Origin of the sequence: Virgibacillus salinus (assembly GCF_900102415.1) — a bacterium.
Taxonomy (GTDB): domain Bacteria; phylum Bacillota; class Bacilli; order Bacillales; family Amphibacillaceae; genus Lentibacillus; species Lentibacillus subterraneus.
Map to the genome: position 1 here is coordinate 947,378 of NZ_FNKD01000002.1, position 24,655 is coordinate 972,032.

Genomic DNA, 24,655 nt, shown 5'->3' on the forward strand with positions numbered 1-24,655 from the left:
TAATTATGATGAAAATCATTCTATAATTATATGGAGGTGGATTATGGAGAAGATTAAAATTTATCAAGATGACAAATCTGTAGAAGAATTATGCAATGCTGATTCGCAAATGAAAAAACTCATACAAATTATTGGAGATATCGAAGTTGTAATGCGCCTCGACTTTTTCACCTCATTGGTGCGTTCGATGATCGGACAACAAATTTCTGTACAGGCAGCAAACGCCATATATACAAGGCTTGAATCGCTTATGGAAAATAACATTACAGCTACCTCCATTCTTAAAACATCTGAGCAACGATTGCGTTCAATCGGTTTATCAGCACGAAAAGTTATCTATTTACGTGATCTGGCTGAAAAGGTTTATCATAACGAAGTTGATTTACAAAAGCTGCACAAACTTGATAATCAGACGGTTATTAAACAATTGACAAGTATTAAAGGTATCGGAAAATGGACAGCTGAAATGTTCCTTATTTTTTCACTAGGCCGAATGAATGTACTGGCATTAGATGATATTGGTATCCAGCGGGGAGCAAAATGGCTTTATGAAGTTGAAAAGTCAGAACGCCGGAAAATTTTAGCCGAAAAACAGCCGGTTTGGAGCCCCCACCTGACAATCGCATCATTTTATTTATGGGAAACTGTGCATTTGGATTTAGTAAAAAAATATAATTCGATTGAAGATATTGGAGGAGAATAATCATGCATGATAAAACTGAAATCAAAGCGCTTTACCAGAAAATGATTGACGGATGGAACACGAGAAATGCCAATGATATGGCAGGACAGTTTACCGAATCCGGTGAATCGATTGGGTATGATGGCAGTCTGATGTCGGGCCAAGATGAAATGATTTCGCAACTAAGTGCAATATTTAACGAGCACCCTACCCCACCATTTGTAACGAAGGTTAAAGAAGTCCGTTTTGTCGGAGAGGATACCGCAATCTTACGCGCAATTGTAGGTATGGTGCCACCAGGCCAGACAGAGCTGAATCCTGAATTAAATGCCTATCAGACAATTGTGGCGGTAAAGCAGCCAAAGGGATGGAAAATTGAACTGCTTCAGAACACACCTGCACAATATCATGGCCGACCAGATCTGGTTCAAGAGATTACGGAAGAACTGAAGTCTGAAATGTGATATTACAGAAACTTCGATGATTAAAATGCAAAAAAATTTTCGAAAGAACTAAAATTAAAGGGAATGCTGATTCTTTCAACATTCCCTTTATGTTAACTATACCGGTCTTACTGTTACTTCATTAACATTCACATAATCCGGTTGTGTAACCGCGTATACTACGGCACGTGCGATATCATTTGCTTCTAACTTTTTCCGATCAGAGTTGGAGGCTTTCTTTTTAAGATCTTCATCTGTTCCATGTGAAGCAAGATCAGTGGCTACAGCTCCTGGTGAAATGTTTGTTACACGTACACCTGTCCTTGCAAGTTCTTTTTCCAAGCCCATTGAAAGTGCACGTACAGCAAATTTTGTTGCACTGTAAACTGCATTCACTTTTGCAACCTCATGTCCTGCCACTGAAGAAATATTGACAAGATGCCCTGTTGAGCGCTCTACCATTTTAGGTAAAACCGAGTTAACCCCGTAAAGAACACCTTTTATATTAACATCAATCATCTGATCCCATTCATTAACATGTCCTTTTTGAATAGTAGACATTAACATCAGCCCTGCGTTGTTAACATAAATATCTACTTCGCCAAAGGTTTCGGAAGCTTTTTCTGCAAGCGTGTCAACTTCTGATTGTTTTGCAACATCGGTTTCAACAGCAATTGCTTTTCCGTTCTCCTCTTTATTAATTGATTCTACAAGCTCCTCCAGCTTCTCCTTACGTCGTGCAGCTAGTACTACATTAGCGCCTTCACTTGCAAGTTGTTCTGCAATTGCAGCACCAATTCCGCTGCTAGCGCCTGTTACAATAGCAGTTTTTCCTGATAATTTTGTCATGAATAATTCCTCCCTTACTTTCATGAGTTTATCATGTTAGAAATGCAAGTTCTAAATATTTGGACTAGGATTAGAGTTCCATTGACAAGAAATGAGAGTTATCATCGATACTCGATCACTCTCATTTTTAACCCAAAATTGTGAACTTCGGCGGGGAAATTGTGAACTTGAGCGGAAAAATTGTGAACTTCAGCCGAATGTGTGACAACTTCGGCGAAATCTCTGTGAACTTCAGCCATTCGACAAATTTCGACACATTGGAACCATACTCGATCCCGGAAAAGTCCTCACATATCATGGCCGCAGTACGACCTTAATGCAGTCATCTTCTTTCCCGTTAAACATTTTATACCCATCTGAAGCATCATCAAGCATCATATGGTGCGTTATGATCTCTTTAGGATCGATTTCCCCCCGAACAATCTGATGATATAGTTTATCCATATAAGACCTGGCATGTGCCTGACCTGTCTTAAGTGTAATATTCCTTGTAAAAAACGGACCCAGTGGAAACATATTATACAGCCCGCCATAAACACCTGTGAGCTGAACGATTCCACATTTCTTTACTGCTTTTGTTGCTATTTGGATTGGTCCAAGTGTGCCGCCCTGCAGTTTAAGCTTTTGTTCAACAAATTCAAGGGGCGACTTTTTGCCGTCCATTCCGACACAATCGATAACAACATCTGCTCCACCGTGAGTTACCTCTTTCAATTCTTCACCCATATCATCATATTCAGCAAAATTATATGTTTCAGTTCGATTTATTTTTTTTGAATGCTGGAGGCGAAATGGGATATGATCAACTGCAATTACACGTGATGCCCCTTTTTGCCATGCAAACTTTTGAGCCATTAATCCGATCGGACCACAACCCAATACCACAACTGTATCTCCTCGTTTAACCCCGGCATTCTCCACACTCCAGTACGCAGTTGGTAAAACATCGGATAAAAATAACAGCGAGTCATCATCCAATTCACAGTCTTCTGGAATTAAGTAAGGTGTATAGTTACCGAATGGTACACGGAGGTATTCCGCCTGTCCTCCTGGATAATCGCCGAATTTCTCTGAATATCCAAAATAACCGCCTGAATCATAATGAGGATTCGCATTATCACATTGGGATTCCTGATGATTCTCGCAATATGGACAGCTACCGCACGCAACGGTGAAAGGAATTACTACACGATCACCTTTTTTGACCTTTGTTACATCTTTGCCAACTTCTTCAACAATTCCCATCGGCTCATGCCCGATAACATAACCTATAGGTAGTGGAAAATTTCCCTGATACAAATGTAGGTCTGATCCACAAATAGCTGTTGATGTGACTTTTAGAATCACATCTTCTGGATCCTGAATTTTTGGAAAAGCAACTTTCTCGACACTTATTGAATACTTTCCTTGATATGTTACTGCTCGCATAGATAGTCCACCTCTGCTAAATAAATTTAACTAAGCATTAAGATGTCCTAATTACAATAATGTATGTGCGCTATTACTTTCTTGTACCAGTCTCCGTAACTTTAAATTTTATTTTCAAATCAATAGGAAGTGTCTGATATTCTGCTTTAAACTGTTTCTTATCGTATGTTCGAATGCTGCTTCTTACATGTTCTTCAATTCCAAGTGGGTCAATATTTAACTCCTGAAATTGTTTTATTAGTTCATTTGCTTTCTTTTTAAAATCTTTTTCTAAATCTTTTTCAAAAGAGGGAATACGTTTGGTTAAATTCCCCTTTGTGTATTCCCTTACAACCCCCGATAATTTAACATTTATCGTAACTTTTATACTGCCTTTTTCATCTCTAACATGGAAATCCCTCGTTGAATCAACATTTTGAATTGATGCCTTGTAATTCTCAGTGACTAAATTATACAGTCCGTCATTAAAATTTTGATAAAGCATTTTAAAGATATTTGCATCCTCGATTGGTATACTGTCAACAAGTATATCACCATTAAAGAAAGCGATAGATTCTATACTGGGAAATCCCTTCTCCTTATTTAACATCGGTAAAAACGGATCCCTGGTCTTACTATCTAGCGTGGAGGAGAACATTTTTAAATTCGTTTCGGGTAGGTTTCCATGTTGAACATTGTGTTCGAATAAATCGGATAAATAAACCCCCGCTCCCTTACTACTATCAATAGAGTTCAATAGTTCATATGCCGATCCCTCCACTATTCCTAAGTATAAACGTGAACCTATGGTAGGGTCTCTCAAAAGATAATCAAGAGTTTCTCTAAGTCCGTTCTCTGCCAACTCCTTGTTAAAAAAAGCGATTTCCAATTTTCCGTTATGAAGCTGTTCAGAAGCTTGTGCATTCAGTTTCAATCTGTTTTCATAAACCATAGAGGATGTATCCGTATACACCAAATCCTTTAATTGGTTTTTCTGTAAAAACATTGGTGATACGACAGTCCCTTGAATGGTCTCTTTATCAACATAATCATATCCTGCAACCGTGGCCATCCGAATTTGATCAATAATCTTCTTGGGCATATCAAAATTCGCAAATATACTGACTGCTATAAATGTAAAGAAAATAATATATTTAAGAGGCATTTCTCTTCACCTTTCTGCGAATTAAGTTAATCAAAAATAATATTGGAATGTAACCAAATAAAAGTATGCCTCCTATTTTACCTGTCATGTTATTGATAAAGGATATAAATTCCCTTCCCCCGGTAATAATGCAGGCAATATAAACGATAACAAGTAGAAATACTGCTGTTTTTTTATGGGAAATACCAAATAAATTGTGTAGCGATCTAGTACTTGCCCACAAATATAATGCAACATTGGGCAGGATGCTAAAAAACAGTGTTGCAATACCAACGTATTCAAAACGAGCAAGAAAAGGCATCTCAATAATTTTCCATAAACCTAATGTAGCCCATAATATATTTTGCAGTTCACTTTGATTGTAATATATGTACGAAACCAGGCAAATAAATACATATAAGAAAGTCGTATATATATTTCCGATATGAGCAAACTTTTGTGATTTTCTGGACTCACGTATAAAAGGATAAAAAACGAGTAAAGTGCTAACCCCCATGAAACTGAAAATGGCCAATGATGAAGACTGCAGTATTTCAGTAAAGGAGTGATCAAGAATCGGTAATATATTTGTTAGATTAGAATACTTTAATGGATAGAATAAGGTGAAAATCAAAAAGAAAGGATAGAGAACACCAAAAAAACATACACCAACGATAATTCTAAACTCCCCTGATATAATATAATAAATCAGTGGTATAAGCAGTAATAACAACGCCCACACTTTCACATATGGGAACATCCAAACCTGAATAATTTCAATATATGTTCGCAATACAACTACCGAAGTCAATATTAAATACATAGAAAATATAAAAGAAAGAATACCTCCAAGCCATTTACCATATGTGAACTTGTGAATGGAAACGATTTCTGCACCATCATTATTTTGCAGAATTCTATACATAATCCAAATGATAATATTAAATCCAAGCCCAGCCACAATCACCGATATCCAAGCATCATGACCAGCATACTTATTGATAACACTTTGAAAACCAAGGACCCCAACACCTGTTTGTGCAGCAGATATCAAAAAGAACACCATAAGTGCCGGCACTTGATCATTTACCTTAACCATCGCATACCCCTCTACTTATCATAGTTTTGTTTTGTAGATCGTAAAACTTTTTCAGGTCTTACTGCAAAAGGACGCTTATTTTGTTTATCAAAAGGTAAGCGGATAAAAGCATCTTTTAGATCGGTCAATCGAAATGGAAATATTGGTTCTAAAAACGGTCTTCCTAACGATGTTAGCTTTAGCAAATGAACCATAATATATGCAATACAAATACCCACTCCAAGAATCCCGTAAATATGTGCAAAAACCAGTAACGGAAATCGGATAAGGCGAATCGTGTTACCCATTTGATAGACAGGAGTTGTGAAAGAACCCAATGCTGCCAATGCAACAATGATCAGCAAAACATTACTTGTCAGACCCGCTTCCACTGACGCTGTTCCAATTACAATTCCTCCAACGATACCAATTGTCTGCCCAATTTTACTAGGCAACCTTGCCCCAGCCTCACGTAACAATTCAATTGTCAACTCGAGAATGATAGCCTCCAATATTGGAGGGAATGGGACTTGGGTTCTTGAACTAACTAACGTTCCCAGCAATGTTTTAGGTATTAATTCAAAATGATGGGTAAGAACCGCAACATATAAAGGCGTAATTAAAATAGAGAAAAATACCGCAAATAAACGAATTAGACGAAAAGCCGATGCAAGCGTCCAATTTAGAAAATAATCCTCAAAAGCTGAGAAGAACTCTACCAGCGTTGTTGGGCCGATTAAGACATGTGGTGAACCATCTACAAAGATAGCCACTTTCCCTTCCGTCAATACCGCCGCAATTCTGTCTGGTCTTTCTGTATCAAGTAATTGAGGGAATGGCGAATTCTGGTTATCAGTAATCGCCTGTTGGATATAAGAACTATCTATAACCTGGTCCATCTGAACATCTTTAATCCGCTGAATAACAGTTCTAACATTTTCTTTGTCAGCTATACCTTCGATAGATACAACTGCAACCTTCGTTTTTGTTACTGTACCAACCTTCATCTTTTCTATGCTTAATTCAGGAACAGCAATCCGTTTTCGAACTAGATTTAAATTTGTATCAATATTTTCAACAAAAGCCTCTTTTGGTCCCACAACACTGAATTCTACTTCTGGGATATCAACTTGACGTGTTTTGGTAAGTGGAATAGGTACTAGTAAATACTGTGGATTCACATTTTCCATATAAATGAATACATAGCCTTGAATAAGTTTTTCATGTAGTTGATTAGGGTCATCTATTAATTGTGACTTAGTAATAGGAATATCATTAATAACTTCATTTAAATCAATATAGTCATTTTGCTGTATTTGTGGAAGTATGTACTTTTCTAACTTTTCTGTGTCAATTGCCGACTTTAAATACCCAAGACAAATAGAACTGTCATTGTGTTCAAATTGATAATCAATAAAATCATCTTTTTTTACCAATTCAGCTAATGTATTTTCGAAGTCTCGTTGCTTCTTCCTTTTAGATGCTTTCTTTTTCATAGGAACATCCTCTTCAAACAGTGCTACAAGGTAGTATGAAAAATAAAGTGGTTTCTTATGCATTTGTTTTAGTCAACATTTATGTAAGTAATTTATAAACAGAATTAGCTTTCACACAAAATTTTTGAAAAAAATACATAATCTATTGAAACTTGCTAAACAATACGTACGGAGCACAAAAAAGCTCAATAAAATTAATGGAGGTTTTAATTTATGGCACAACAAAATCCACAGCAGCAACAATTACAGCAAGCAGTACAACAGGCTCAACAAGCACAACAGGCGGTACAGCAAGCTTCTGCTAGTGCTGATCCACAACAACTTCAACAAGCTCAGCAACAACTACAGCAAGCTGAGCAAGGTCTTCAAAATGCTCAATCCCAAGCTGGTGCTGCTGGTCAGCAAGATCCACAAGCTCAGCAAGCACAACAGCAGTTGCAACAGGCTCGTCAGCAAGCAAATCAGGCACAGCAAGCACAGCAAAACAAACCTCAATAATGTCAGAAATAATAAGGGAGCCTCCAATATAAAACGGAGACTCCCTTCATCATTATTGGTTTGCTATAATTTCCACAATTTTATCCTCAATTTCCGGACCATCCTCCTCATCCAACAAGTTATTAAGCATAATTGAAAAAATAAGACTTTCTCCGCTTTCGCTCTCCACCATCCCTGATAACGTACTGACACCATATATTGTTCCGGTTTTCGCCTGGATATTTTTATCCTCCATCCGGCTTCGCAATGTTCCTACAGTCATCCTGTCACCCTTACCAGCAATAGGCAATGAATGAAGATATGAATCGAACCAACTTTGATTCTGGACTGTATAAAGTAACTTTGAAATCTCATTTGGAGGAATTAAAGTAGCATGTGATATCCCAGAACCATCACGAATCATGAGGGTATCAATATTAATTCCCATTTTTGCCAATTCCGTTTCAACCACTTCCAGCCCTTTCTCCCAACTTCCTTCACCGTGTACAACCTTCCCCATTTCTTTGACCAATATTTCCGCAATCGTATTATTACTTAACTTCATAAACGGTACAAGCATCTCAGAAAGTGGCATTGATTTATAGGAATAAAGAACCTCTGCGTTATCCGGAGCCGACCCAGTTTTTACTTTACCCTCCCAGGTTATCCCCTGTTTCTGAAGTGATAGCTGAAACAATTCCATCGCATACCCAGTTGGTTCCCATACAGTCATCCACTCTTTAATAGTAGTAGATTCAGCTGGAATCGTTCCCTCAATTGTTATGGTATTCTCACCATGTACACGCTTAAGCGTCAAGTCCTCTTCCACGCTTGGTTCACTGGTTAAAGCCGTATTCTTCACTTCTATATAGTTAGTCTCAGGTGAAACAGTTATTTCTGGTTTTTCCCCTTTACTACCGGGACTCACCTCAACAATAACTGTACCTGCGTCGTAGTCTTTATCTGGTGAAGCAGTTAAAGCAGAAATTTGTGCACCATAATACCAATGCTCATCACTCCAAATCAGATCTGGGGACAGTCGAACATCATCATACCACGTATCATCTCCTACAATATCCCCCTTTATCACATTGATACCACTTTCTCTTATTTTTTTCGCGAAATTATCAAAGTCAGCAGGCAATAATGTTGGGTCACCTTTTCCCTTTAAAAAAAGATCCCCAGACAATGTACCACCATTAATCGATCCACTCTTAAGCAACTCAGTAGAAAAGGTATGATTCTCACCCAACACGGAGAGTGCCGATGCAGCTGTCAAAAGTTTCATGTTTGATGCGGGTCGCAAACGGACATCACCCATATGATCATAAATTTTCTCCCCATTTTTTGCTGAACGGATACTTATTCCAGTAAGTGCTCCTTTCAAATTCGGTTCACTTTTTATAAAGCTCTCTATCTGTTCTGCCATCGTATTATCCTCCTCTGTTGTATTTGCTGGTTCATTTTTTTTATCTGTTGCAGCAGACCCTATGATGAAGACTAATAAGAATAGGAAAAGCATACCAAAGCTATAATTTTTCACCGTCATTCCTATCACCTCATTTCTGCCCTAATAATGATTTCTGTTTTTATGTAAAAGAATCCTTTATTCTGCCCCTTATATTTAAAGAAATTTACGATAACTGACCCGGGAATAGCCTATTCCCAATGATGTACTTGACTCTGAAATTATATACACATTACATTATTTTTAGAAAACACGGCTTATCACCAAGCTTTATGGTGAAAGCTTTTATTGGGCTTATACAGTATAAAGGATTTATAATTTCTTAACTGCCAAAAAAAAGCACCGCATAATTGAGCGGTGCTTCCACTTCCTTCTATTCTACTAATAATTAACTGCGTCGTAAGAATTAATTAATCCGTCTTCAAAATAATAGCCAGCACCATTGATGTTATCAGCTGTATTCTCAATAGCAGCACGGATCTGGTCATTATCTCTTCCCTGACCTGCCAATAAACCAGCAAGTCCAGCTACATGTGGTGAAGCCATCGAAGTACCTGACATATAAACATAATCATCACGCAAATAAGTTGATGCGATATCGACACCAGGTGCCATCACATCCACCCATTCACCATAATTTGAAAAATTAGCAATTTGATTATTACTATCTACAGCCCCAACAGCAATAACATTTTCATAGGAAGCAGGTTCGAAAGTAGTCGAAACACCATCATTTCCAGCAGCAGCTACAATCAGTGCACCATTATTCCATGCGTAATTAACTGCATTTTCCAATGTTTGCGTATCGCAATCACAGCCGAGTGATAGATTGATAACTTCCGCCCCATAATCAGCAGCATAGATAATTCCATCCGCAATATCTTCCAATGATCCACTTCCTCTAGCATCTAATACTCTAACAGCAAGAATCGACGTATTTGGTGCCATACCAGCAATTCCAATTCCATTATTAGTTTCTGCTGCTGCTGTACCAGCTACATGTGTACCATGGCCGTTTCTATCCATTGGTTTATAATCATTTTGAACAAAATCATACCCTAAAATTGTTTTGCTATTTAAATCTTCGTGACGATAATCTACACCAGTATCTAAAATAGCAACTTCCTGCCCACTATTTCCCCTGATAACATCCCATGCATCGTTAGTATACGTATTAAATATTCCGTATTGGTAACTAGGATTTGCGTATGTGTCATTTGGATCCCAGGTAGCACTCATTTTGTAATTTGGTTCTGCGTATTCGACATTGGGATTTTTGTTAAGTGCTTTGACCACAGCCTCAACATTTCTGACTTCCAGGACTTTAAATGGTGATTTAACGGCATCTTCATCAGGTTTCACTTCCGCCTTCATCCCTTTTAATGACCTTTTCTGCTCCTTTTCTGTTACACCAGTCTTAAACTTGACGATCACCTCTCCTTTTACATGTGAACCAATTTCATCTGATTGCTCCATGGATGACACTTTTTCTAAATTATTTTTATTACTCTGATAAGATAATTCCGCATTTCCTAATGTTGGAAATGCCAGCAGCATCGCAATAAACAACCCACTAAAAAACTTTATTCTCATTACTATTCCTCCTTTTTTAGATTTATATATATATTCTGAAAAAAGGAGATGAAACCCTTTATAAAAGGTTTGGGAAATAAGGGTCAAAAATTGTCGAATAACGGAAACTTTTGACCTACACTTTCCTGTATTTAGGAATGTACTATTCTATAAAAACTAAAAACCTCTTCGGAATAACGGTTTGAGACTAACATTTTTCCTAAGAATAATTAGATATTTTAATAGAAAAAGGTAGTTAGAAATAAATATTGTAAGTGACATTATAATTTCAGTTAATATTACCTAGTGCAGACTTCAATAAAAATTCGTTAATTAAATACATAAGTATATTTGCGCAAGTGAGAACTCCAATTTAAAACTTACTTGGCTTTTATTACCAAGCCTAAATGTTGAAAACCTTAGTTACACTTATGCGGTAAGGAAGGATTAATACTTTCATAAACTGCTAAAGAATTATAAATAATTTTGATTAAAACAGCCATCCTAATTATGTTAGTAATGTGTTAAAGGTGTGAGCGTAATGGATTTTTTCAGTGGCCAAGAGTCACTTACCGCAGTACAATGGGCGTTAAGAGCTATAGTTGGATTTATATTTTTAATTGTCATAGCAAAAATCATGGGTCAGCGATCGATTTCACAATTGAGATTTCTCGATTTTGTCGTTGCATTACTAATAGGAAACATTATTGCTCACCCTCTATCAGATGAAGGACTAGGACTTAAGGGGTCAATGATAACAATGAGTGTTGTAGTAGCGTTATATATATCTGGAGTGTTTTTGAGTTTAAAATGGCCTCCTATACGAAAGATATTCAATACTCCCCCAATACCTCTGATTGAATACGGAAAAATTAAGTATAAAAACCTGAAGAAGGCACGGATATCAGTAGACGTACTTTTATCCGAACTGCGAAAGGAAAAAACAGAGGATATTCAAAAAGTAGCACTCGCATTGTGGGAACATGGTGGATTTATATCTATATTTCTATATCCTCAATACCAGCCACTTACACATTCGAATCTGACGCCACCTCTAAAACCATTCCATTTTCCTCATACTCTTGTTAAAGAGCGTAAAGTCGATTATGAAGTACTGAAAAAGTCTGGAAAAGATGAGGAATGGCTGATTAAGGAACTGACAACAATTCATAACGTAACATTAAACAACGTACTTTTAGCAACTATTGATGAGAGTAAAAACCTAAAAGTGTTTCTGTATAACTGATCAAATTGTTAACACATATTAATCATATTATTAGAAGACTGGGTATACCCCATCCTTAACGTCGAGTGCCTTAATTGCACTTATTGGTGCTTTACCAGATCCTGATGATAAATATCATAATTAATTTTTAAAAAAGGCAATGAAAAAATCCACATATTGTGCTGTGCTCGTAGAATTCCTGTCTCTACCTCCTTAACATAGAATTGTTCTTCAATAGGTAAACGAAATAAATACTTGCCAAAGGTTAAATATATTCCTGAATTATTAACCTTATTTGTACTTGAAAGTTGAAGTGCCTCCTCATATTGAGTAAGTTCAAGTACACCAACCATTGAAGCGTACGGTAAAGGTAAGGCTATATTCATATAAGACCGCCCTAGTTCCTCATGTGAAGAATACAATGCTACAAAAGTGGTCTCCTTATTTATTTTTCGAACCCATGCCCTTACTTCATTTCGTCCATCAGCATCATCTTTAACCGAAAATATATTCCCACTCATTTCGACCTTTTTACTGGAGAATGGTAAGTTAACCTGCCTAACATATCTGCTAATCAAACGATATACCGCTGCAAAGGGCTTAAACCATGCTCGCCATTTCACTTCAGCAAATAACCGGTATCGATTTGTGTTTTCATAAAAATCTATGATATCTGGTGATAATGTATCCGTATTTATATCACCTTCATACACGCTCATGTCATCTACTAATCCCTTATAGGTCTTATGATCTGTTCTGTCAGCTAAAATTGCTTCACCAATGACCCCCTTCCCTCTTATTCGACTGACCGGAAAGCTCAACCTTTGCATCCTGGTAAAAGGAAGCTGGGCATACCAGCCTATAATCCCTGCTGCTGCAAACAATATGGAGTTAGTTACCCCATGAAATAGAAGCATAAAATTAATTGTTACGGTATACAGTCCAGTAACATTACCAAATGCGTATACTAATGAAAAGATAATCGCCACACCTAACGCAGCATAAGACGCTCGATTCAGCCAGTTAATAGACGCTTTAAAAGATATGTAGACTAAACCATAAATACCAATAATATAAATAATTACCGATAGCAGTTCTAAAGAAGTGGAAAAAGTAATACCTAACGCTACAATAATTGGTGAAACAATAACAATTATGCCTGCTAACCTATACAATGCTGATTTGTATAACCTGCCAAGCAGTCCAGTAAAGACAGGCAACAAAAAGGCTGAATAGTGAAAATGAATACCTGTCAGCCATGTCATCATTGGGGAGAACCCAGTATCTATGTTGGCTTCATAAGCAACAAACCAGCCCCCGCCGATTGCTATATAAATAAGGCCGATATCAATTAGAAATTCCTCCAAATGAATAAAACCTCTATGTAAAAATCGACTGAATCCATAACCAGCAATGAACAATGTAAAAAGAAAATAAATTACCGCAAATATCGTATCCCCCGCAGTATCATTTGTAATTTCCAAAAAAATAACAGCAGCAAATGCTGGTATTGCTAGATAAGGAAGATATCTTGGAATATACCCATTATCACTTTCCATTACCAGATGAAGTGTTAGCGGAAGGTAAATTAATTGAGCTACCGTCAACATCATAAAATACCATGGATGTGGACCAATTATAGCAATAACGAGTACTATTAATATGTTACATAATCCAATGTTACGAAATGTCATCGGCAGTAAACTCTCCTTCATACGAAAACAATGTACCAATCAACGGATTTCTAACTATTACATGTATCGAGTATGCATCTTTCTCCTCGACATACTTCTCCGTAACTGTCGCCAAACCCTGAAACAACGTTGGCAATGGTATTTCCAGCCGACCGAGTACCAAGCGCTGCCGCTTCGATGTGATTTTCAGGGCTCTCTCTGCGGTTACATCAAGCGATAAGTCTGAATAAAATAGGCGCGGTTCACCGAGATAGTCCTTTATAATATTCCGTTCGGAGTCTAAACTCATCAGCGCATTAAAATACCTTTTCTTCGTTCCAAAATAAAATGTCCGCTCCCAGCGGATCTGCTCCTCACCGTTCCTGCCAGTTTCTGGAGTATTTACAATCTTAAAGGGGATATTCTCCCCATGTTCCGGAAACAGTAACTTAAACTTCACACCTGTCCAAAATAAGGGGAACAGCCATTTCGGTCCACCTTTTATACTTTCCATCATTCCTGTTCCTGTAAAGGGCATTCCCCTTTGGATCTCATATCTTTTTTGCAGCATGGGGTGAAGCCGATAAAAATCTTTCCCCATAACACGTTTATAAATGGACATCTTAATCTCCCTATCTTTTCCGCTTACAATTTTTTGCAGTAGGAACATTTTTACTGGACATAAACCCCACTACAGACAAAATGAATAATGCTAAGTTAAATGTTAACGGATTAAACGGATCCACAGCACTGCTCGGCTGTGCGATAATTGCTCCCACTGTTAACAGGGGAAAAATAATAATCTGTAACCGAAACAATTGTCTTTTTTTCGAATAAACCAGCCAGACTAACCCGAATACTACTTCGATAATTCCAGCGATTAGAACAATCCAGGATGCTTGAATATACGAAATAGGTACAGCACTTTGGACCATACCTATCTCAGCTGGATGCAATCCAATTATTTTTGGAACAAGCCCATGATACAGCCAGATGAATGAAAATAGGAGCGTAATAATCCAATTACTAAAAAACCTCACATACTGCGATGATGGTGAATCCCCTTGCTCCAGCCATCGTTTCAATACATCAAAACTAAGCGCAGTCCCCCACCCTATAAGTGGTCGAAACATAAATTGATCAATCAATTTACCAATCCTGCCAAGACCGGGTTCATAATTATATTGTGTTAAAAATGTAATGGAGGAATCTGATTGAGGGATATACTTCCAATACCCTCTTCCTTCATGAATAATGGAGCTTACCTGGTCCGTTCCAAAATGTAAAGAAGATGTTCTCGACCCATCTTTCTCATGAAAACTGCCAGCACTTTTTCCCCATCCTTCAACTGATAGACCAGGACCAATAATTGTCTTATATGTAAATTCCTGTGGCTTGTTTTCTTTTTTAGGGAGATAGGTAATTGAGGAAAAACGAAGATCCCACTGTTCATGGAGATCAGGAGTTTGTGTTGCATCCCATAACTTATCCATTTCTGATTCAATGGGTAATTCAACATATATTGGTTTTCTTTTCACAGTGTTCACCTCAACTTGCACATGTTAATAGTAGTTTCAGTTTAACATATAGCTGTTTAGAAAAGCTTAAACCCTTACGAGAGACTTAAGCTTAACCTAATAAACTATTGAATTCTAATCTTTATTGGACTTTCTGCTTGCTACCCAAAAAGCTAGTATAACTAATGGAATTACCAGGAATATTGGAATGTTAATATGACTTTGTGTAAGCATTGCTAGAAAGAACAGTACTACAATCCCAATAATTATGTACAAACACCCGCGCCCGAATGTTTCCATTTAATCTCCCCCCTTCCAATTCGAAATTCTAATTATCTATTGTATATGTATTAACAGTACTCTTATGATCTAGCCTCGCATACTGCGAACGCCCTAAGTAAAGCGGAATTTCAAGTTTACTGAAATCCGGGAGTCCATTCTCCAAAAATAAATCATCGTCACGATAACATTGGGTAATATCGCCGACAAACCAATCATGATCACCGTACGTATTAATATCAACTGTCTTACACTCATAGGCAACATATGCATCATGAAGAATTGGTGCATTGATAGTCATTCCGCTATCATATGATATTTTCCCATAGTCAAATTTGTCGACATTCTCCCCAGTAAATACCCCTGTTTCTTGAATGAACGCAGCTTTTTCATATGGAACGAAATTAATTGCAAATTCTCCAGCACCATTAATCAGATCAAATGTATAACGTTCTCTCCCGATTGCCACCCCATACATTGGTGGGTCAAAGGAAATATAGGAATGCCATCCAGCAGCCATTATATTACTTTTTCCATTATGGGTTACCGTAACTAGTGCGACCATACCAGGATAGCTGTGCATGACCGTTTTTGTTGTAGCTCTCCTCATTGTGACCACCCTTTCTATGTATCTATTTTAGTTAAAAACACTTTCTTGAGCCTTACTCCAACTTTTATAAAATCTTTCATTCCTCTTCCCATATCATAATCGAGATTACAATTAAAAGAGAGAACATCGCTAGAATATATTAGTAGCCCAGTATGTAAGCAACAGTAAAAACATACAATATGCTTGTAATAATAATGCGAGAACTTTTCCAGTCACCCCCGCATCATTCGAAGTTAAGTAATAATCTTTATTTATATTAACACCATAGCAGTGAAGCAACAAGACAATAAGCAGTTAGTTCTTTATTTTATTAACAGGTTTTTTCTATTACAAAAAAGAGAAAAACTGCGACATAGATTCAATTAATATCATTTAGTGAGGCTCACCAGCCGCCCGCGGAAAGCGTAGTGTATTCCCGTAGCGGTATCATAGCACTCAAGTATATTACCACATTGTGTCGCAGTTCATATCAACTGCTAAAATTATAGAGCAATAAAAATTACTTGAAGAACTTTTTAAAAGACAATTTTACTATTTCCATGCCACCTAAACCAGATGAGAATCGATAGTAATAATAAGAAAGGTTCATTACTACTATCGTTTGCCGAGCATAAAAGGTGGCATACTAAATGGAATTTATTTCAGAATAATGGATGTTAAACAATAAAAAAGTCACTTTTCAATTAAATGAAAAGTGACTACAAACCTCTTACTGTTGTACTGGCTGATATATATCAGCTATCGTTTGGATTACCTTTTGTGGTGCAGCCACTAATGAGTAGTAACCCTTTTAGGTCATGTATTGCCATATTTCATAAGCGCGACGATTACTGTTTAGGAACGCATTTTCTAGAAACGTGTGTAAATTTAGATTTGAACATTCTATTTAGATCATGTAACTTATGTGATGCTAATTGCATAGAAATTTTCTCCTTTACTATTAATAAAATCTCTATTCACGTTTTTGGTCAAGTGTTCCTTCAAAATAATCATCTGAAGCTTGTTCATGTGTTTCGGCCAAGCCTTTTTCAATTTGCGTGTTGCCTTTGTAATCAGATGGCTCATAATTCTTTTCAGCTACCCGACGGCTTTCTTCTGGATTTACTTTATTCTGTTTCTTTGACACTTTAGCACCTCCATTGCCTCTATTTATTGCTGACTAGGTATATCAGTATGAAGCGGCGGTGTCATTAACCAGCCTTTTTCTTTATTTAGACGAAGTGCCTTTGCACTCGCTTGACTTTTGTTCATGTGGTACTGCCCAAATAGCATTGCAACATCTTCACGAGTACATTGGCCCATAATTGTACTGCAGGATACTAGGCCAGCAGCAAGGCTTGCTGATACCATTGCGCTTATTTCCTGATCATTAAACTTTGCACCTGAAGGAATGTCTTCCAGGTCAGCTAAAGAGCGTTCTGGAGGTGAAGGAGGAATCGGGATGCCATTCGTTTTCAAAATTTCCTCTATATCTTCAGATTCTTTTTTTATACCTTGAATTAATTCTTCTAACAATTGTCTTAAATCCTTGTCACCCGTGTGATTAATATAAGTTTGAAAAGCAGCGTAATTCCCTTTTGCTACTACCAAATATGACCACATGCTAAATACCTCTCCATAGTGAAGTGGCTGTTTCTTTGGATTACCTGACAAAATACCCATTATAATACACTCCTTTGATTTTATTTACAAAGATAGTTTTACTCAAGACGTTATTTCTATTCAACTAAAACAATAAATATAAACCTGACAAGTTGTTAACAATAACGTTTAATGTGGTGGAAATGAGGGGATATTTTGCAAAATTACCAAAACACAAATAGGGCCAGACGATATAAAGCATATGTAAGCCAATTAGGTACCACTCAAATCCATTTAAGGAACCCATATGTGATTGCTTGGTGGTCAGCGGCTTTTCCCGGATTAGGACATCTTCTACTTTCCAAATATTTAAGGGGGTTTCTCTTATTTATATGGGAAATTGTTATTAACGTTAATTCGAAGCTAAATCTATCTATGGTATATACCTTTGGAGGACAATTTGATATGGCAAAAGAGGTTCTGGAACCTAGATGGATACTTTTATATATACCTGTCTATATTTACGGGATATGGGATAGTTACCGGACATCGATTGATTTAAATAAAGTTTATTTACTTGCTGAGCATGAAAATGCAAACTTTATAAATTTTAAAATCACCTCCATGGAGATTAACTATTTGGATAAACGAAAACCCTGGGTGGCTGTAATGTGGTCTTTTTTCATGCCAGGAGCTGGTCAGGTTTACATCCACCGAATTGTTGTAGCTTTTTTCCTTGTAACCTGGACGATTATCATTGTTTATTTTTCACGTGTTCTTGAAAGTGTAGATCTTTTAGTTTCAGGAGATATTAATTATGCTAAGGAGATACTGAATCCTCAGTGGTTAATGTTTTTACCCTCTGTTTATTTCTTCTCTATCTATGATGCCTACGTAAATACTGTGGAAAATAATAAATTATTTGATAGTGAACAGAGAACTTACCTAAAAAAGAAATACCAGAATAAGCATTTTAATTTACCCTTAAACCTTATAAAAAGGAGCAAGTGAAGAAATGTATATAATGGCCACTTTCGATCATTCAGTCTATTTGGAGTTAGCGCTTGCTTATTTGGAAAAAGAGGATATCCCTAAGGCGAATATTCTGGCAGTCCCCCTCGACAGCAGAAAGGAAAAAATGAAATTGTTTGATACCCTTCATAAATCGGACGGATTAAGCTTATTTGATATGGCAACCGCCTTTGCAACTGCTTTTGCTGTAATTGGGGCAAGCGTTGGATTCCATTTGGAATTGGGGCCGATTATATGGGGGATTATTGGAGCAGTAGGAGGTTTTGTTTTAGGATTTGTAATTAAACTTATTATCCAGAAGCTGAAACAAAATCACCGAATAAAAATGAATAACAAATCAACTGAACTTATTCTAATCATTCATTGTAATAAAAATCAAGTGGAAATAATTGAAAAATTACTTTGGGAACACTTAGCTTTTGGTGTCGCTGTCCTGGATAACAACTATCAAAGTCAATAACGAAAACAAAGGGATGTGGCAAAATGATATTTTTACTTGTGTCTGTGGCAGTCTTTAACCTGGCAGCAATATTAGTACCAAAAAATATTTCATTGATAGAAATTTATGGCACAATTTTAATTTCTATTGTCCTTCATCTTCTCATAGATATTTTCCTTGATCTTAAATATAACCTGTATGGCTATTTTGATAAGGGGGTCGATTCTAAGACCTTGATTTTCACCTTTGGTATTTACCCTGCAGTAAATATAATAATTGTAAATTTATACCCTTTAGTCCATGGAATCCTCTCTAAAACATTATATATTCTTATTGCAACAATATTTGCGTTATCATATGAAGTTGCACTTTTGTTTGTAAATATTTTTTATCACAATGAATGGCGACTTTGGTATTCTGCCATAATATATCCCTTCCTATTAATTCTGCTGTTTCTAAATAGGAAATTTCTTAAACATCTAGCGAATTAGCATATTCGAATAATTTATCAATGAGCGGGGAAATTAATCATAATGACTATATAGGAGGGAACATTGTTGAAAAATACAAACGTTTTAACACCTGGGGAAAACTCCTATCTCGGTAATACAATGGCTGTGGGGGTGACAAGATACTTTATTGGTACAGCAAAGGACCCAGAAAGTAGTCGAGTGGCTCGAAAATGCCCTTGACCTTGCTTCCTTTCAAGTACGTGGAGCGAAGAGTTTATTAGATCAGTCCGGTCATCCTTTGCCTCAAGGCTTTTCAAGTGAAGATTTAAATTATAAGGCACCAGCACTATATAATGACAACGTTATTCTATTTGTGAAATATATTTTGTCAGAAGATGCTGGTCCGGTTTATACGATTGCATTGTCAGAGGCAACACGCTCAGATGTACGCAATTACTACCTAACTGTTATAAATAAATTAGTAAACTTAATAAATCAGCTTGTCATGCTAATGGAGAATAAAGGGCTATTCGAGCCAAAAATTCACCTGCCTGTCCCTGGAAGTATCGAAAAAGTACAAAAACAATCCTTTGCAGGAAATTATAGAGAAGAAACACATGGACATTTTTCAATCACTATTGACTGCAGACGAACTGCCAAACCTTCCTACGTGGGAAAGTGAAATCACAGATAGTACAGTTTCTCCTTTTTCAGAACGTTTAATGCTATATAAAATTTCGATTTTTATATCATAAACTGTATCTCGGTATGGTGCAACGCTACGTTTGATTATGAGAAAAGATATCGGTGTTGAATTTTCACGTCTATTAGCAGAGGTATCGTTGTATGGCGAAGACACACTTAATTTGATGATAGAATTTGGTTTCTTGGATCAAATACCAATGGCTAAAAGCAAATAATATTTATATTGAGAACAGGTAAACAATATGGGGATATGCCTAAATTACTATTACAAATTATATTAACATTTGTTAATTTTGTATCTGCAATTGTAATTGGTAACATTGCCGAAAATCAAAATCCAAGTATACCGAACAGCATTTTCGGCATTGGTTTGATGGACTTTATTTATCCTTTTTGGTTTATTGATATTAAATCGAAAAGCGCAAGCAAAGTAACTACCGGAAATCCCGTATAGTTATTAAAGATGGTAAAATTATGGAAAATTCACTTCGTAAAACCCAAATTAGATATTGAAGCACTTAAAGCATTGCTAAGACAAAAGAATGTGTTTTCTATGTCTGATGTTTCCTATGCCATTTTTGAAACAAGCGGAATACTATCGGTAATGAAAAAAGAGATAAAACAGCCAGCAACAAAGGGTGATATGAATGTTTTAAGCATAACACCAACCCCCTATCCTATAGCAACAGAAATTATTTCTGACGGTGTTGTTAATACTAAAAACTTGGCTAAATTGAACCTTGATAGAAATTGGCTGGAAGAACAAATAAATAATGCTGACGTACATTACCTCTCGCAAATCTTTTATGCAGAAGTTCAGTCAGATGGCACCCTTTATATCGATAAAAAAGACGATATTATCTAACAATTAATAAAACTAATGTATGTAATCGGCCCTAGTCATTGGGCCTAAAGTAAATTATTCCATTGTATTATAGTTATTTGGCAATGCATAGTACTGTTCTGCCATATTCCCTTCCATTTGCATTTGTAAGAGCTTCATTAACTACTACCCTGTACTTCCTATTAAAAATTGGGAAGGAAACTGTAATGTCCATTGTTTGAAATGAAATTTATTTTTCATTATCTTCTTCACTTTTAATCGTATATTCATTCGTCTCCTCAGAAAACTCGGTTTGTAATTGATTTAACGGTCGTGAATCCTCACGTTCATCTCCATCAGTAAAACGATTTTGTATAAATCCGTGTATAAAAGGTTCGCAACAGGTGATGAAGAAGGCTACCATTATAGAAAGAGTTACAATGGGAATTCCTTCTGCTAGAAACAAACTTCCCAGGATCCATAATGACAGAAATGCTAGCGGAAAATCTGCAATGGATGCCGTAACATTGCCGAATTTTCTTAGGATAAATAAATCTCCTATTAAATATGATATCCCTGTTACCAGTAAGCTTATCCAAAACAGATTATACAGGGTGGCATCATAGAATATCCCGAATATCGAGAAAACTGTAATAGAAATAGCGACAAATTTAAGTCCTAACGCTTTAAAATGATCCATAGAATAAAAACCACCTTTCCTAATTTGTATTTATTAGTGTTTGTCAATTCATCTAAAATATCACGATTATCATGAAAAGCTTTATATTTATATTGCCCAAAAAATAGGATTAATTTAAGTGAAATGGATAAAATAAGGTTTGCGGTGAAATTATACTTCGGCAACAAGAAGTAACTTTTTACCTTAAGTCTAAAAATAGGAGGTTAGTTATGGATAACAGAGACAAAAGTCGCAATAAGCGCAACAACAATAACAACCGGAACCAGAATGCTGACAATGTTGAGTTTGCTAATGAGAATGAGTTTGTTGAGGATTTAGATAACAACAACAGAAATAACAGAAACAACCGCAACAATCGAAACTAAATTAATGGTATTAAAAACCTGTATCACTCTAGATACAGGTTTTCCTATGTTCATCCTCTTGAAGATTCCAATCAATCTGCACCGAAGAAGCTTTTGAATGACTGAATTGTAGCTTCCCTGTTGACTGCGCCAATTGAAGTGGTTATCGGAATACCCTTAGGACATACTTGAACACAATTTTGGGAGTTTCCGCAGCCTTGTAGTCCGCCATCCTCGATAAAACCTTCAATACGCTCATCTTTATCCATTTCTCCGGTAGGATGAGCATTTTTCAGTCGAACTTGAGGAAAAACAAATGGTCCCATAAATTCACTCTTATCGTTTACATTCGGGCACGCCTCTAAACAGACACCACACGTAAAACATTTTGAAAGCTCATAGGCCATTACACGCTTTTTTTCATTCATCCGTGGACCAGGACCGATATCATATGTACCATCAATGGGTATCCATGCTTTTACTCTTTTAAGCGAATCAAACATATCTTCTCTATCGATGATCAAATCTCTAACAACCGGAAATGTACTCATCGGTTTTAAGTGTATTGGATGTTCTATTTTATCGACCAAGGTAGAACAAGCCTGACGAGGAACATCATTTATAAGCATTGAACATATACCACAAACTTCTTCCAAGCAACTCATTTCCCACTGTACTGGAATCGTGTTTTCCCCATCTTTATTAACTGGGTTTTGCCGAATATACATTAAGACCGAAATTATATTCATATTAGGGCTATATGGCACCATAAACTCTTCATCATACGGCTTTGAATTCGGACCTTCTTGTCGCTCAATAATTACATGAATGTTTTCCATATCGAAGCTCCTTTAAAGTTAAATCAACAATTCTAGTCTCTACATATTGTAATCAAAAAACTTTATTTTAAACTAATTCTTTAATTTTTAAATTCAAAATAGATAAACCAAGATTGTCAATTGGAGCTTTTCATTAAAAATCTATAGGCTACTTATTGGAGTTTTTCTATAAAATTTTTCAATACATGAACGGTTTGTACGCAATTGTTTAAATCAGACCACTCTGCAGGGTTGTGGCTTATACCATCTTTACTTTGTACAAACAGCATTGCGACGGGAAGTTTGTCGCCAATAATCATTGCGTCATGTCCTGCGCCACTTGGTAATTTATATGGCTCAATTCCTTGTTCATGGAATGATTGTTCAAAAATGTTCTGTGTTTGTTCCTCGATTGGAACTGGTTCTACACGCAACTTCTCTTCATGCTCGACAGTAATTTGATGTTTTTGGGATATTTTCTTTGATACAGCCAATACTTCATCTACCAACTGATCCCTTGTTTCCAGAAAAATATCCCGGACATCAACATATAAAATAACTTTACCAGGAATTACATTCACGCCATTTGGCTCAACTAATTGCTTTCCAACCGTTGCTACTGCTGAATCACTTATTTGGCCTGGCAGCTTATTTACTTCAAATATAAATTCACTTGCTGCTACCAATGCATCTTTTCGGTCGTTCATAGGTGTATTCCCAGCATGTCCTGCTTCTCCTGTAAACGTTAATTCCAGCCAGCACGGACCTGCAATACCAGTGACAATTCCACATGGTAACTCCCTGTTTTCAAGCCTCTTCCCCTGCTCGATATGTACTTCGACAAACATTTCAATCTCATCTAAATTTCGATTAGCCGTAGAATAACCTTCAATTGTTAATCCAACATTGTTAAGCACTTCTTCAAAGCCTAATCCATCTTGATCAACGAGCTCTAATTTTTTCTGTAGATCAGCACTTCCGATTAATGCTTCACTACCATTTAGTCCTCCATTAAAACGTGATCCTTCTTCATCCGAAAAAATAACTACTTCAAACGGTTTTTCAGGCTTAAAACCAGTTTTATTCCAAGCTTCAACCACTTCCAACGCCGATAATACTCCAAGCGGTCCATCAAAATGCCCACCATTCGGTACGCTATCAAGATGTGAACCACATAAAATTGCAGGGAGTCCATTATTTTTTCCATCAAGTCGTCCAAATATATTCCCTGCCCCATCCTCTCGTACATCCAGACCTGCTTCCTGCATCCAGCTTGAAACCAATTTTTTAGCCTGTTTCTCTTCTTTTGAAAAACCAGGACGATCTGATCCATTATCGTCCGTTAGACCAATCTGTGACAGCTCATTTAATCGATAGGCTAATCGATCCCCTAGAACACCGTCATAATTATGTTCAACGTTATATTGTTTCAGCAGTTTTTCATTTAACGATAAATAGTTATTCGTATCCATTGTATCAGCTCCTTTAAAAAGTGTTAGAAAACTTAGCATTCATTAAAGGGATTCTTATGAAAACGTATTTTGCTTTGGAGTGCAAGCCTTTGTTGCATTATGCAGTAAGAAAGTAATAATACTTTCTTACCTGCAAAAATAAGCATGGATTAGTATCCAGCTCATTATGCAAAAGTAATCATTTAAACCTGTATATTTTTCTCTACTTTACCATCTTTTCAAGACAACCTGCACTTTATCATTATCAGCAAGTGAATAGATATCCTCTAACGGATTTCCTTTGACGACAATTATGTCAGCAAGTTTTCCCTCCTCTAATGTTCAAACCTTGTCTCCAGCGTAGTAAAGCTTTAAAACAAAAATAATGCT

At 36.6% G+C, this 24,655-nt stretch carries 27 protein-coding genes and 2 pseudogenes; 12 read left to right on the plus strand and 17 right to left on the minus strand.

Annotation, left to right across the window (positions count from 1 at the left end; genetic code table 11):
* The first annotated feature begins 43 nt into the window (after nucleotides 1–43).
* Both BLS02_RS11575 and BLS02_RS11580 read left to right on the plus strand, forming a co-directional pair.
* Nucleotides 44–703: a DNA-3-methyladenine glycosylase family protein gene (locus BLS02_RS11575; protein ID WP_092493177.1), complete on the plus strand. Its 660-nt coding sequence runs from the start codon at nucleotides 44–46 to the stop codon at nucleotides 701–703.
* Nucleotides 704–705: 2 nt separating this feature from the next.
* Nucleotides 706–1,146, plus strand: a complete 441-nt coding sequence (locus BLS02_RS11580) for an SgcJ/EcaC family oxidoreductase (RefSeq protein WP_092493178.1) — start codon at nucleotides 706–708, stop codon at nucleotides 1,144–1,146.
* A gap of 96 nt (nucleotides 1,147–1,242) precedes the next feature.
* On the opposite strand, the gene BLS02_RS11585 is transcribed toward BLS02_RS11580, so the two are convergent.
* From BLS02_RS11585 to BLS02_RS11605, 5 genes are all read right to left on the minus strand, one after another.
* Nucleotides 1,243–1,974: an SDR family oxidoreductase gene (locus BLS02_RS11585; protein ID WP_092493179.1), complete on the minus strand. Its 732-nt coding sequence runs from the start codon at nucleotides 1,972–1,974 to the stop codon at nucleotides 1,243–1,245.
* A 294-nt stretch (nucleotides 1,975–2,268) separates the two neighbouring features.
* Nucleotides 2,269–3,402 (minus strand): zinc-dependent alcohol dehydrogenase, encoded by a 1,134-nt coding sequence (locus BLS02_RS11590; protein WP_092493180.1) that lies wholly within the window; start codon nucleotides 3,400–3,402, stop codon nucleotides 2,269–2,271.
* Nucleotides 3,403–3,475: 73 nt separating this feature from the next.
* Nucleotides 3,476–4,546 carry a Ger(x)C family spore germination protein gene (locus tag BLS02_RS11595; protein ID WP_092493181.1) on the minus strand — a complete coding sequence of 357 codons (1,071 nt, stop codon included), beginning with the start codon at nucleotides 4,544–4,546 and terminating at the stop codon, nucleotides 3,476–3,478.
* On the minus strand, nucleotides 4,536–5,624 hold the full coding sequence (locus BLS02_RS11600) for a GerAB/ArcD/ProY family transporter (RefSeq protein ID WP_092493183.1): 1,089 nt from the start codon (nucleotides 5,622–5,624) through the stop codon (nucleotides 4,536–4,538). The genes BLS02_RS11595 and BLS02_RS11600 overlap by 11 nt, the downstream gene beginning before the upstream one ends.
* Before the next feature lie 11 nt (nucleotides 5,625–5,635).
* On the minus strand, nucleotides 5,636–7,099 hold the full coding sequence (locus BLS02_RS11605; RefSeq protein ID WP_092493185.1) for a spore germination protein: 1,464 nt from the start codon (nucleotides 7,097–7,099) through the stop codon (nucleotides 5,636–5,638).
* A gap of 213 nt (nucleotides 7,100–7,312) precedes the next feature.
* On the opposite strand from BLS02_RS11605, the gene BLS02_RS11610 reads away from it, so the two are divergent.
* Nucleotides 7,313–7,597 carry a hypothetical protein gene (locus BLS02_RS11610; RefSeq protein WP_092493187.1) on the plus strand — a complete coding sequence of 95 codons (285 nt, stop codon included), beginning with the start codon at nucleotides 7,313–7,315 and terminating at the stop codon, nucleotides 7,595–7,597.
* Nucleotides 7,598–7,649: 52 nt separating this feature from the next.
* On the opposite strand, the gene dacB is transcribed toward BLS02_RS11610, so the two are convergent.
* Nucleotides 7,650–9,125, minus strand: coding sequence for a D-alanyl-D-alanine carboxypeptidase/D-alanyl-D-alanine endopeptidase (dacB, locus tag BLS02_RS11615; RefSeq protein WP_092493188.1), 1,476 nt, complete (start codon nucleotides 9,123–9,125; stop codon nucleotides 7,650–7,652).
* 300 nt (nucleotides 9,126–9,425) lie between these two features.
* Entirely contained in the window at nucleotides 9,426–10,637 is a 1,212-nt protein-coding gene (locus BLS02_RS11620; protein ID WP_092493190.1) for a S8 family peptidase, read from the minus strand.
* 520 nt (nucleotides 10,638–11,157) lie between these two features.
* Here BLS02_RS11620 and BLS02_RS11625 point away from each other — a divergent pair.
* On the plus strand, nucleotides 11,158–11,862 hold the full coding sequence (locus BLS02_RS11625; protein ID WP_092493191.1) for a DUF421 domain-containing protein: 705 nt from the start codon (nucleotides 11,158–11,160) through the stop codon (nucleotides 11,860–11,862).
* An 80-nt stretch (nucleotides 11,863–11,942) separates the two neighbouring features.
* On the opposite strand, the gene BLS02_RS11630 is transcribed toward BLS02_RS11625, so the two are convergent.
* From BLS02_RS11630 to BLS02_RS11655, 7 genes and pseudogenes are all read right to left on the minus strand, one after another.
* The gene (locus BLS02_RS11630; protein ID WP_175559480.1) at nucleotides 11,943–13,535 is read right to left on the minus strand and encodes a YndJ family protein; all 1,593 of its coding nucleotides are present in this window, start codon (nucleotides 13,533–13,535) and stop codon (nucleotides 11,943–11,945) included.
* Nucleotides 13,522–14,136 carry a DUF4166 domain-containing protein gene (locus tag BLS02_RS11635; protein ID WP_254788759.1) on the minus strand — a complete coding sequence of 205 codons (615 nt, stop codon included), beginning with the start codon at nucleotides 14,134–14,136 and terminating at the stop codon, nucleotides 13,522–13,524. The genes BLS02_RS11630 and BLS02_RS11635 overlap by 14 nt, the downstream gene beginning before the upstream one ends.
* 10 nt (nucleotides 14,137–14,146) lie before the next feature.
* A complete protein-coding gene (locus BLS02_RS11640; RefSeq protein WP_092493193.1) occupies nucleotides 14,147–15,052 on the minus strand; it encodes a DoxX-like family protein in 906 nt (301 codons plus the stop codon).
* Nucleotides 15,053–15,166: 114 nt separating this feature from the next.
* Nucleotides 15,167–15,331: a hypothetical protein gene (locus BLS02_RS18970; protein WP_175559481.1), complete on the minus strand. Its 165-nt coding sequence runs from the start codon at nucleotides 15,329–15,331 to the stop codon at nucleotides 15,167–15,169.
* Between the two features lie 28 nt (nucleotides 15,332–15,359).
* A complete protein-coding gene (locus tag BLS02_RS11645) occupies nucleotides 15,360–15,920 on the minus strand; it encodes a flavin reductase family protein (protein WP_092493194.1) in 561 nt (186 codons plus the stop codon).
* A 952-nt stretch (nucleotides 15,921–16,872) separates the two neighbouring features.
* Nucleotides 16,873–17,043 (minus strand): annotated as a pseudogene (locus BLS02_RS11650) (YozQ family protein); the annotation flags it as partial.
* 26 nt (nucleotides 17,044–17,069) lie between these two features.
* Nucleotides 17,070–17,582 carry a DUF3231 family protein gene (locus BLS02_RS11655; protein WP_092493196.1) on the minus strand — a complete coding sequence of 171 codons (513 nt, stop codon included), beginning with the start codon at nucleotides 17,580–17,582 and terminating at the stop codon, nucleotides 17,070–17,072.
* Nucleotides 17,583–17,966: 384 nt separating this feature from the next.
* Between BLS02_RS11655 and BLS02_RS11660 the strand changes: the two genes are divergently transcribed.
* From BLS02_RS11660 to BLS02_RS11690, 7 genes and pseudogenes are all read left to right on the plus strand, one after another.
* On the plus strand, nucleotides 17,967–18,512 hold the full coding sequence (locus BLS02_RS11660) for a hypothetical protein (RefSeq protein ID WP_368073013.1): 546 nt from the start codon (nucleotides 17,967–17,969) through the stop codon (nucleotides 18,510–18,512).
* A 4-nt stretch (nucleotides 18,513–18,516) separates the two neighbouring features.
* Complete coding sequence (locus tag BLS02_RS11665) at nucleotides 18,517–18,993, plus strand: hypothetical protein (RefSeq protein ID WP_092493198.1); 477 nt, start codon at nucleotides 18,517–18,519, stop codon at nucleotides 18,991–18,993.
* 23 nt (nucleotides 18,994–19,016) lie between these two features.
* Nucleotides 19,017–19,463, plus strand: a complete 447-nt coding sequence (locus tag BLS02_RS19335) for a CBO0543 family protein (protein WP_092493199.1) — start codon at nucleotides 19,017–19,019, stop codon at nucleotides 19,461–19,463.
* Between the two features lie 148 nt (nucleotides 19,464–19,611).
* Nucleotides 19,612–20,106 carry a DUF3231 family protein gene (locus tag BLS02_RS11675; RefSeq protein WP_092493200.1) on the plus strand — a complete coding sequence of 165 codons (495 nt, stop codon included), beginning with the start codon at nucleotides 19,612–19,614 and terminating at the stop codon, nucleotides 20,104–20,106.
* Nucleotides 20,042–20,344: pseudogene (locus tag BLS02_RS19185) on the plus strand (DUF3231 family protein). Before BLS02_RS11675 ends, BLS02_RS19185 begins: the two are co-directional and overlap by 65 nt.
* A 35-nt stretch (nucleotides 20,345–20,379) precedes the next feature.
* The gene (locus BLS02_RS11685; RefSeq protein WP_092493202.1) at nucleotides 20,380–20,583 is read left to right on the plus strand and encodes a hypothetical protein; all 204 of its coding nucleotides are present in this window, start codon (nucleotides 20,380–20,382) and stop codon (nucleotides 20,581–20,583) included.
* A 9-nt stretch (nucleotides 20,584–20,592) separates the two neighbouring features.
* Nucleotides 20,593–20,994, plus strand: coding sequence for a YetF domain-containing protein (locus tag BLS02_RS11690; protein WP_092493203.1), 402 nt, complete (start codon nucleotides 20,593–20,595; stop codon nucleotides 20,992–20,994).
* Nucleotides 20,995–21,202: 208 nt separating this feature from the next.
* Here the strand turns inward: BLS02_RS11690 and BLS02_RS11695 are convergent, their stop codons facing one another.
* On the minus strand, nucleotides 21,203–21,652 hold the full coding sequence (locus tag BLS02_RS11695) for a YndM family protein (RefSeq protein WP_092493204.1): 450 nt from the start codon (nucleotides 21,650–21,652) through the stop codon (nucleotides 21,203–21,205).
* Nucleotides 21,653–21,861: 209 nt separating this feature from the next.
* Between BLS02_RS11695 and BLS02_RS18975 the strand changes: the two genes are divergently transcribed.
* Nucleotides 21,862–22,017 (plus strand): hypothetical protein, encoded by a 156-nt coding sequence (locus tag BLS02_RS18975; protein ID WP_175559482.1) that lies wholly within the window; start codon nucleotides 21,862–21,864, stop codon nucleotides 22,015–22,017.
* 71 nt (nucleotides 22,018–22,088) lie between these two features.
* Here the strand turns inward: BLS02_RS18975 and sdhB are convergent, their stop codons facing one another.
* Together sdhB and BLS02_RS11705 are read right to left on the minus strand one after the other, a co-directional pair.
* The gene (sdhB, locus tag BLS02_RS11700) at nucleotides 22,089–22,835 is read right to left on the minus strand and encodes a succinate dehydrogenase iron-sulfur subunit (RefSeq protein ID WP_092493205.1); all 747 of its coding nucleotides are present in this window, start codon (nucleotides 22,833–22,835) and stop codon (nucleotides 22,089–22,091) included.
* A 152-nt stretch (nucleotides 22,836–22,987) separates the two neighbouring features.
* Entirely contained in the window at nucleotides 22,988–24,286 is a 1,299-nt protein-coding gene (locus tag BLS02_RS11705) for a Zn-dependent hydrolase (RefSeq protein ID WP_092493206.1), read from the minus strand.
* Nucleotides 24,287–24,655 lie beyond the last annotated feature (369 nt).

Coding starts and splice junctions, on each gene's coding strand:
- BLS02_RS11575 (WP_092493177.1), top strand. CDS start 44: ATGGAGAAGATTAAAATTTATCAAGATGACAAATCTGTAGAAGAATTA.
- BLS02_RS11580 (WP_092493178.1), top strand. CDS start 706: ATGCATGATAAAACTGAAATCAAAGCGCTTTACCAGAAAATGATTGAC.
- BLS02_RS11585 (WP_092493179.1), bottom strand. CDS start 1,974: ATGACAAAATTATCAGGAAAAACTGCTATTGTAACAGGCGCTAGCAGC.
- BLS02_RS11590 (WP_092493180.1), bottom strand. CDS start 3,402: ATGCGAGCAGTAACATATCAAGGAAAGTATTCAATAAGTGTCGAGAAA.
- BLS02_RS11595 (WP_092493181.1), bottom strand. CDS start 4,546: ATGCCTCTTAAATATATTATTTTCTTTACATTTATAGCAGTCAGTATA.
- BLS02_RS11600 (WP_092493183.1), bottom strand. CDS start 5,624: ATGGTTAAGGTAAATGATCAAGTGCCGGCACTTATGGTGTTCTTTTTG.
- BLS02_RS11605 (WP_092493185.1), bottom strand. CDS start 7,099: ATGAAAAAGAAAGCATCTAAAAGGAAGAAGCAACGAGACTTCGAAAAT.
- BLS02_RS11610 (WP_092493187.1), top strand. CDS start 7,313: ATGGCACAACAAAATCCACAGCAGCAACAATTACAGCAAGCAGTACAA.
- dacB (WP_092493188.1), bottom strand. CDS start 9,125: ATGACGGTGAAAAATTATAGCTTTGGTATGCTTTTCCTATTCTTATTA.
- BLS02_RS11620 (WP_092493190.1), bottom strand. CDS start 10,637: ATGAGAATAAAGTTTTTTAGTGGGTTGTTTATTGCGATGCTGCTGGCA.
- BLS02_RS11625 (WP_092493191.1), top strand. CDS start 11,158: ATGGATTTTTTCAGTGGCCAAGAGTCACTTACCGCAGTACAATGGGCG.
- BLS02_RS11630 (WP_175559480.1), bottom strand. CDS start 13,535: ATGACATTTCGTAACATTGGATTATGTAACATATTAATAGTACTCGTT.
- BLS02_RS11635 (WP_254788759.1), bottom strand. CDS start 14,136: ATGTCCATTTATAAACGTGTTATGGGGAAAGATTTTTATCGGCTTCAC.
- BLS02_RS18970 (WP_175559481.1), bottom strand. CDS start 15,331: ATGGAAACATTCGGGCGCGGGTGTTTGTACATAATTATTGGGATTGTA.
- BLS02_RS11645 (WP_092493194.1), bottom strand. CDS start 15,920: ATGAGGAGAGCTACAACAAAAACGGTCATGCACAGCTATCCTGGTATG.
- BLS02_RS11655 (WP_092493196.1), bottom strand. CDS start 17,582: ATGGGTATTTTGTCAGGTAATCCAAAGAAACAGCCACTTCACTATGGA.
- BLS02_RS11660 (WP_368073013.1), top strand. CDS start 17,967: ATGGCAAAAGAGGTTCTGGAACCTAGATGGATACTTTTATATATACCT.
- BLS02_RS11665 (WP_092493198.1), top strand. CDS start 18,517: ATGTATATAATGGCCACTTTCGATCATTCAGTCTATTTGGAGTTAGCG.
- BLS02_RS19335 (WP_092493199.1), top strand. CDS start 19,017: ATGATATTTTTACTTGTGTCTGTGGCAGTCTTTAACCTGGCAGCAATA.
- BLS02_RS11685 (WP_092493202.1), top strand. CDS start 20,380: ATGCCTAAATTACTATTACAAATTATATTAACATTTGTTAATTTTGTA.
- BLS02_RS11690 (WP_092493203.1), top strand. CDS start 20,593: ATGGTAAAATTATGGAAAATTCACTTCGTAAAACCCAAATTAGATATT.
- BLS02_RS11695 (WP_092493204.1), bottom strand. CDS start 21,652: ATGGATCATTTTAAAGCGTTAGGACTTAAATTTGTCGCTATTTCTATT.
- BLS02_RS18975 (WP_175559482.1), top strand. CDS start 21,862: ATGGATAACAGAGACAAAAGTCGCAATAAGCGCAACAACAATAACAAC.
- sdhB (WP_092493205.1), bottom strand. CDS start 22,835: ATGGAAAACATTCATGTAATTATTGAGCGACAAGAAGGTCCGAATTCA.
- BLS02_RS11705 (WP_092493206.1), bottom strand. CDS start 24,286: ATGGATACGAATAACTATTTATCGTTAAATGAAAAACTGCTGAAACAA.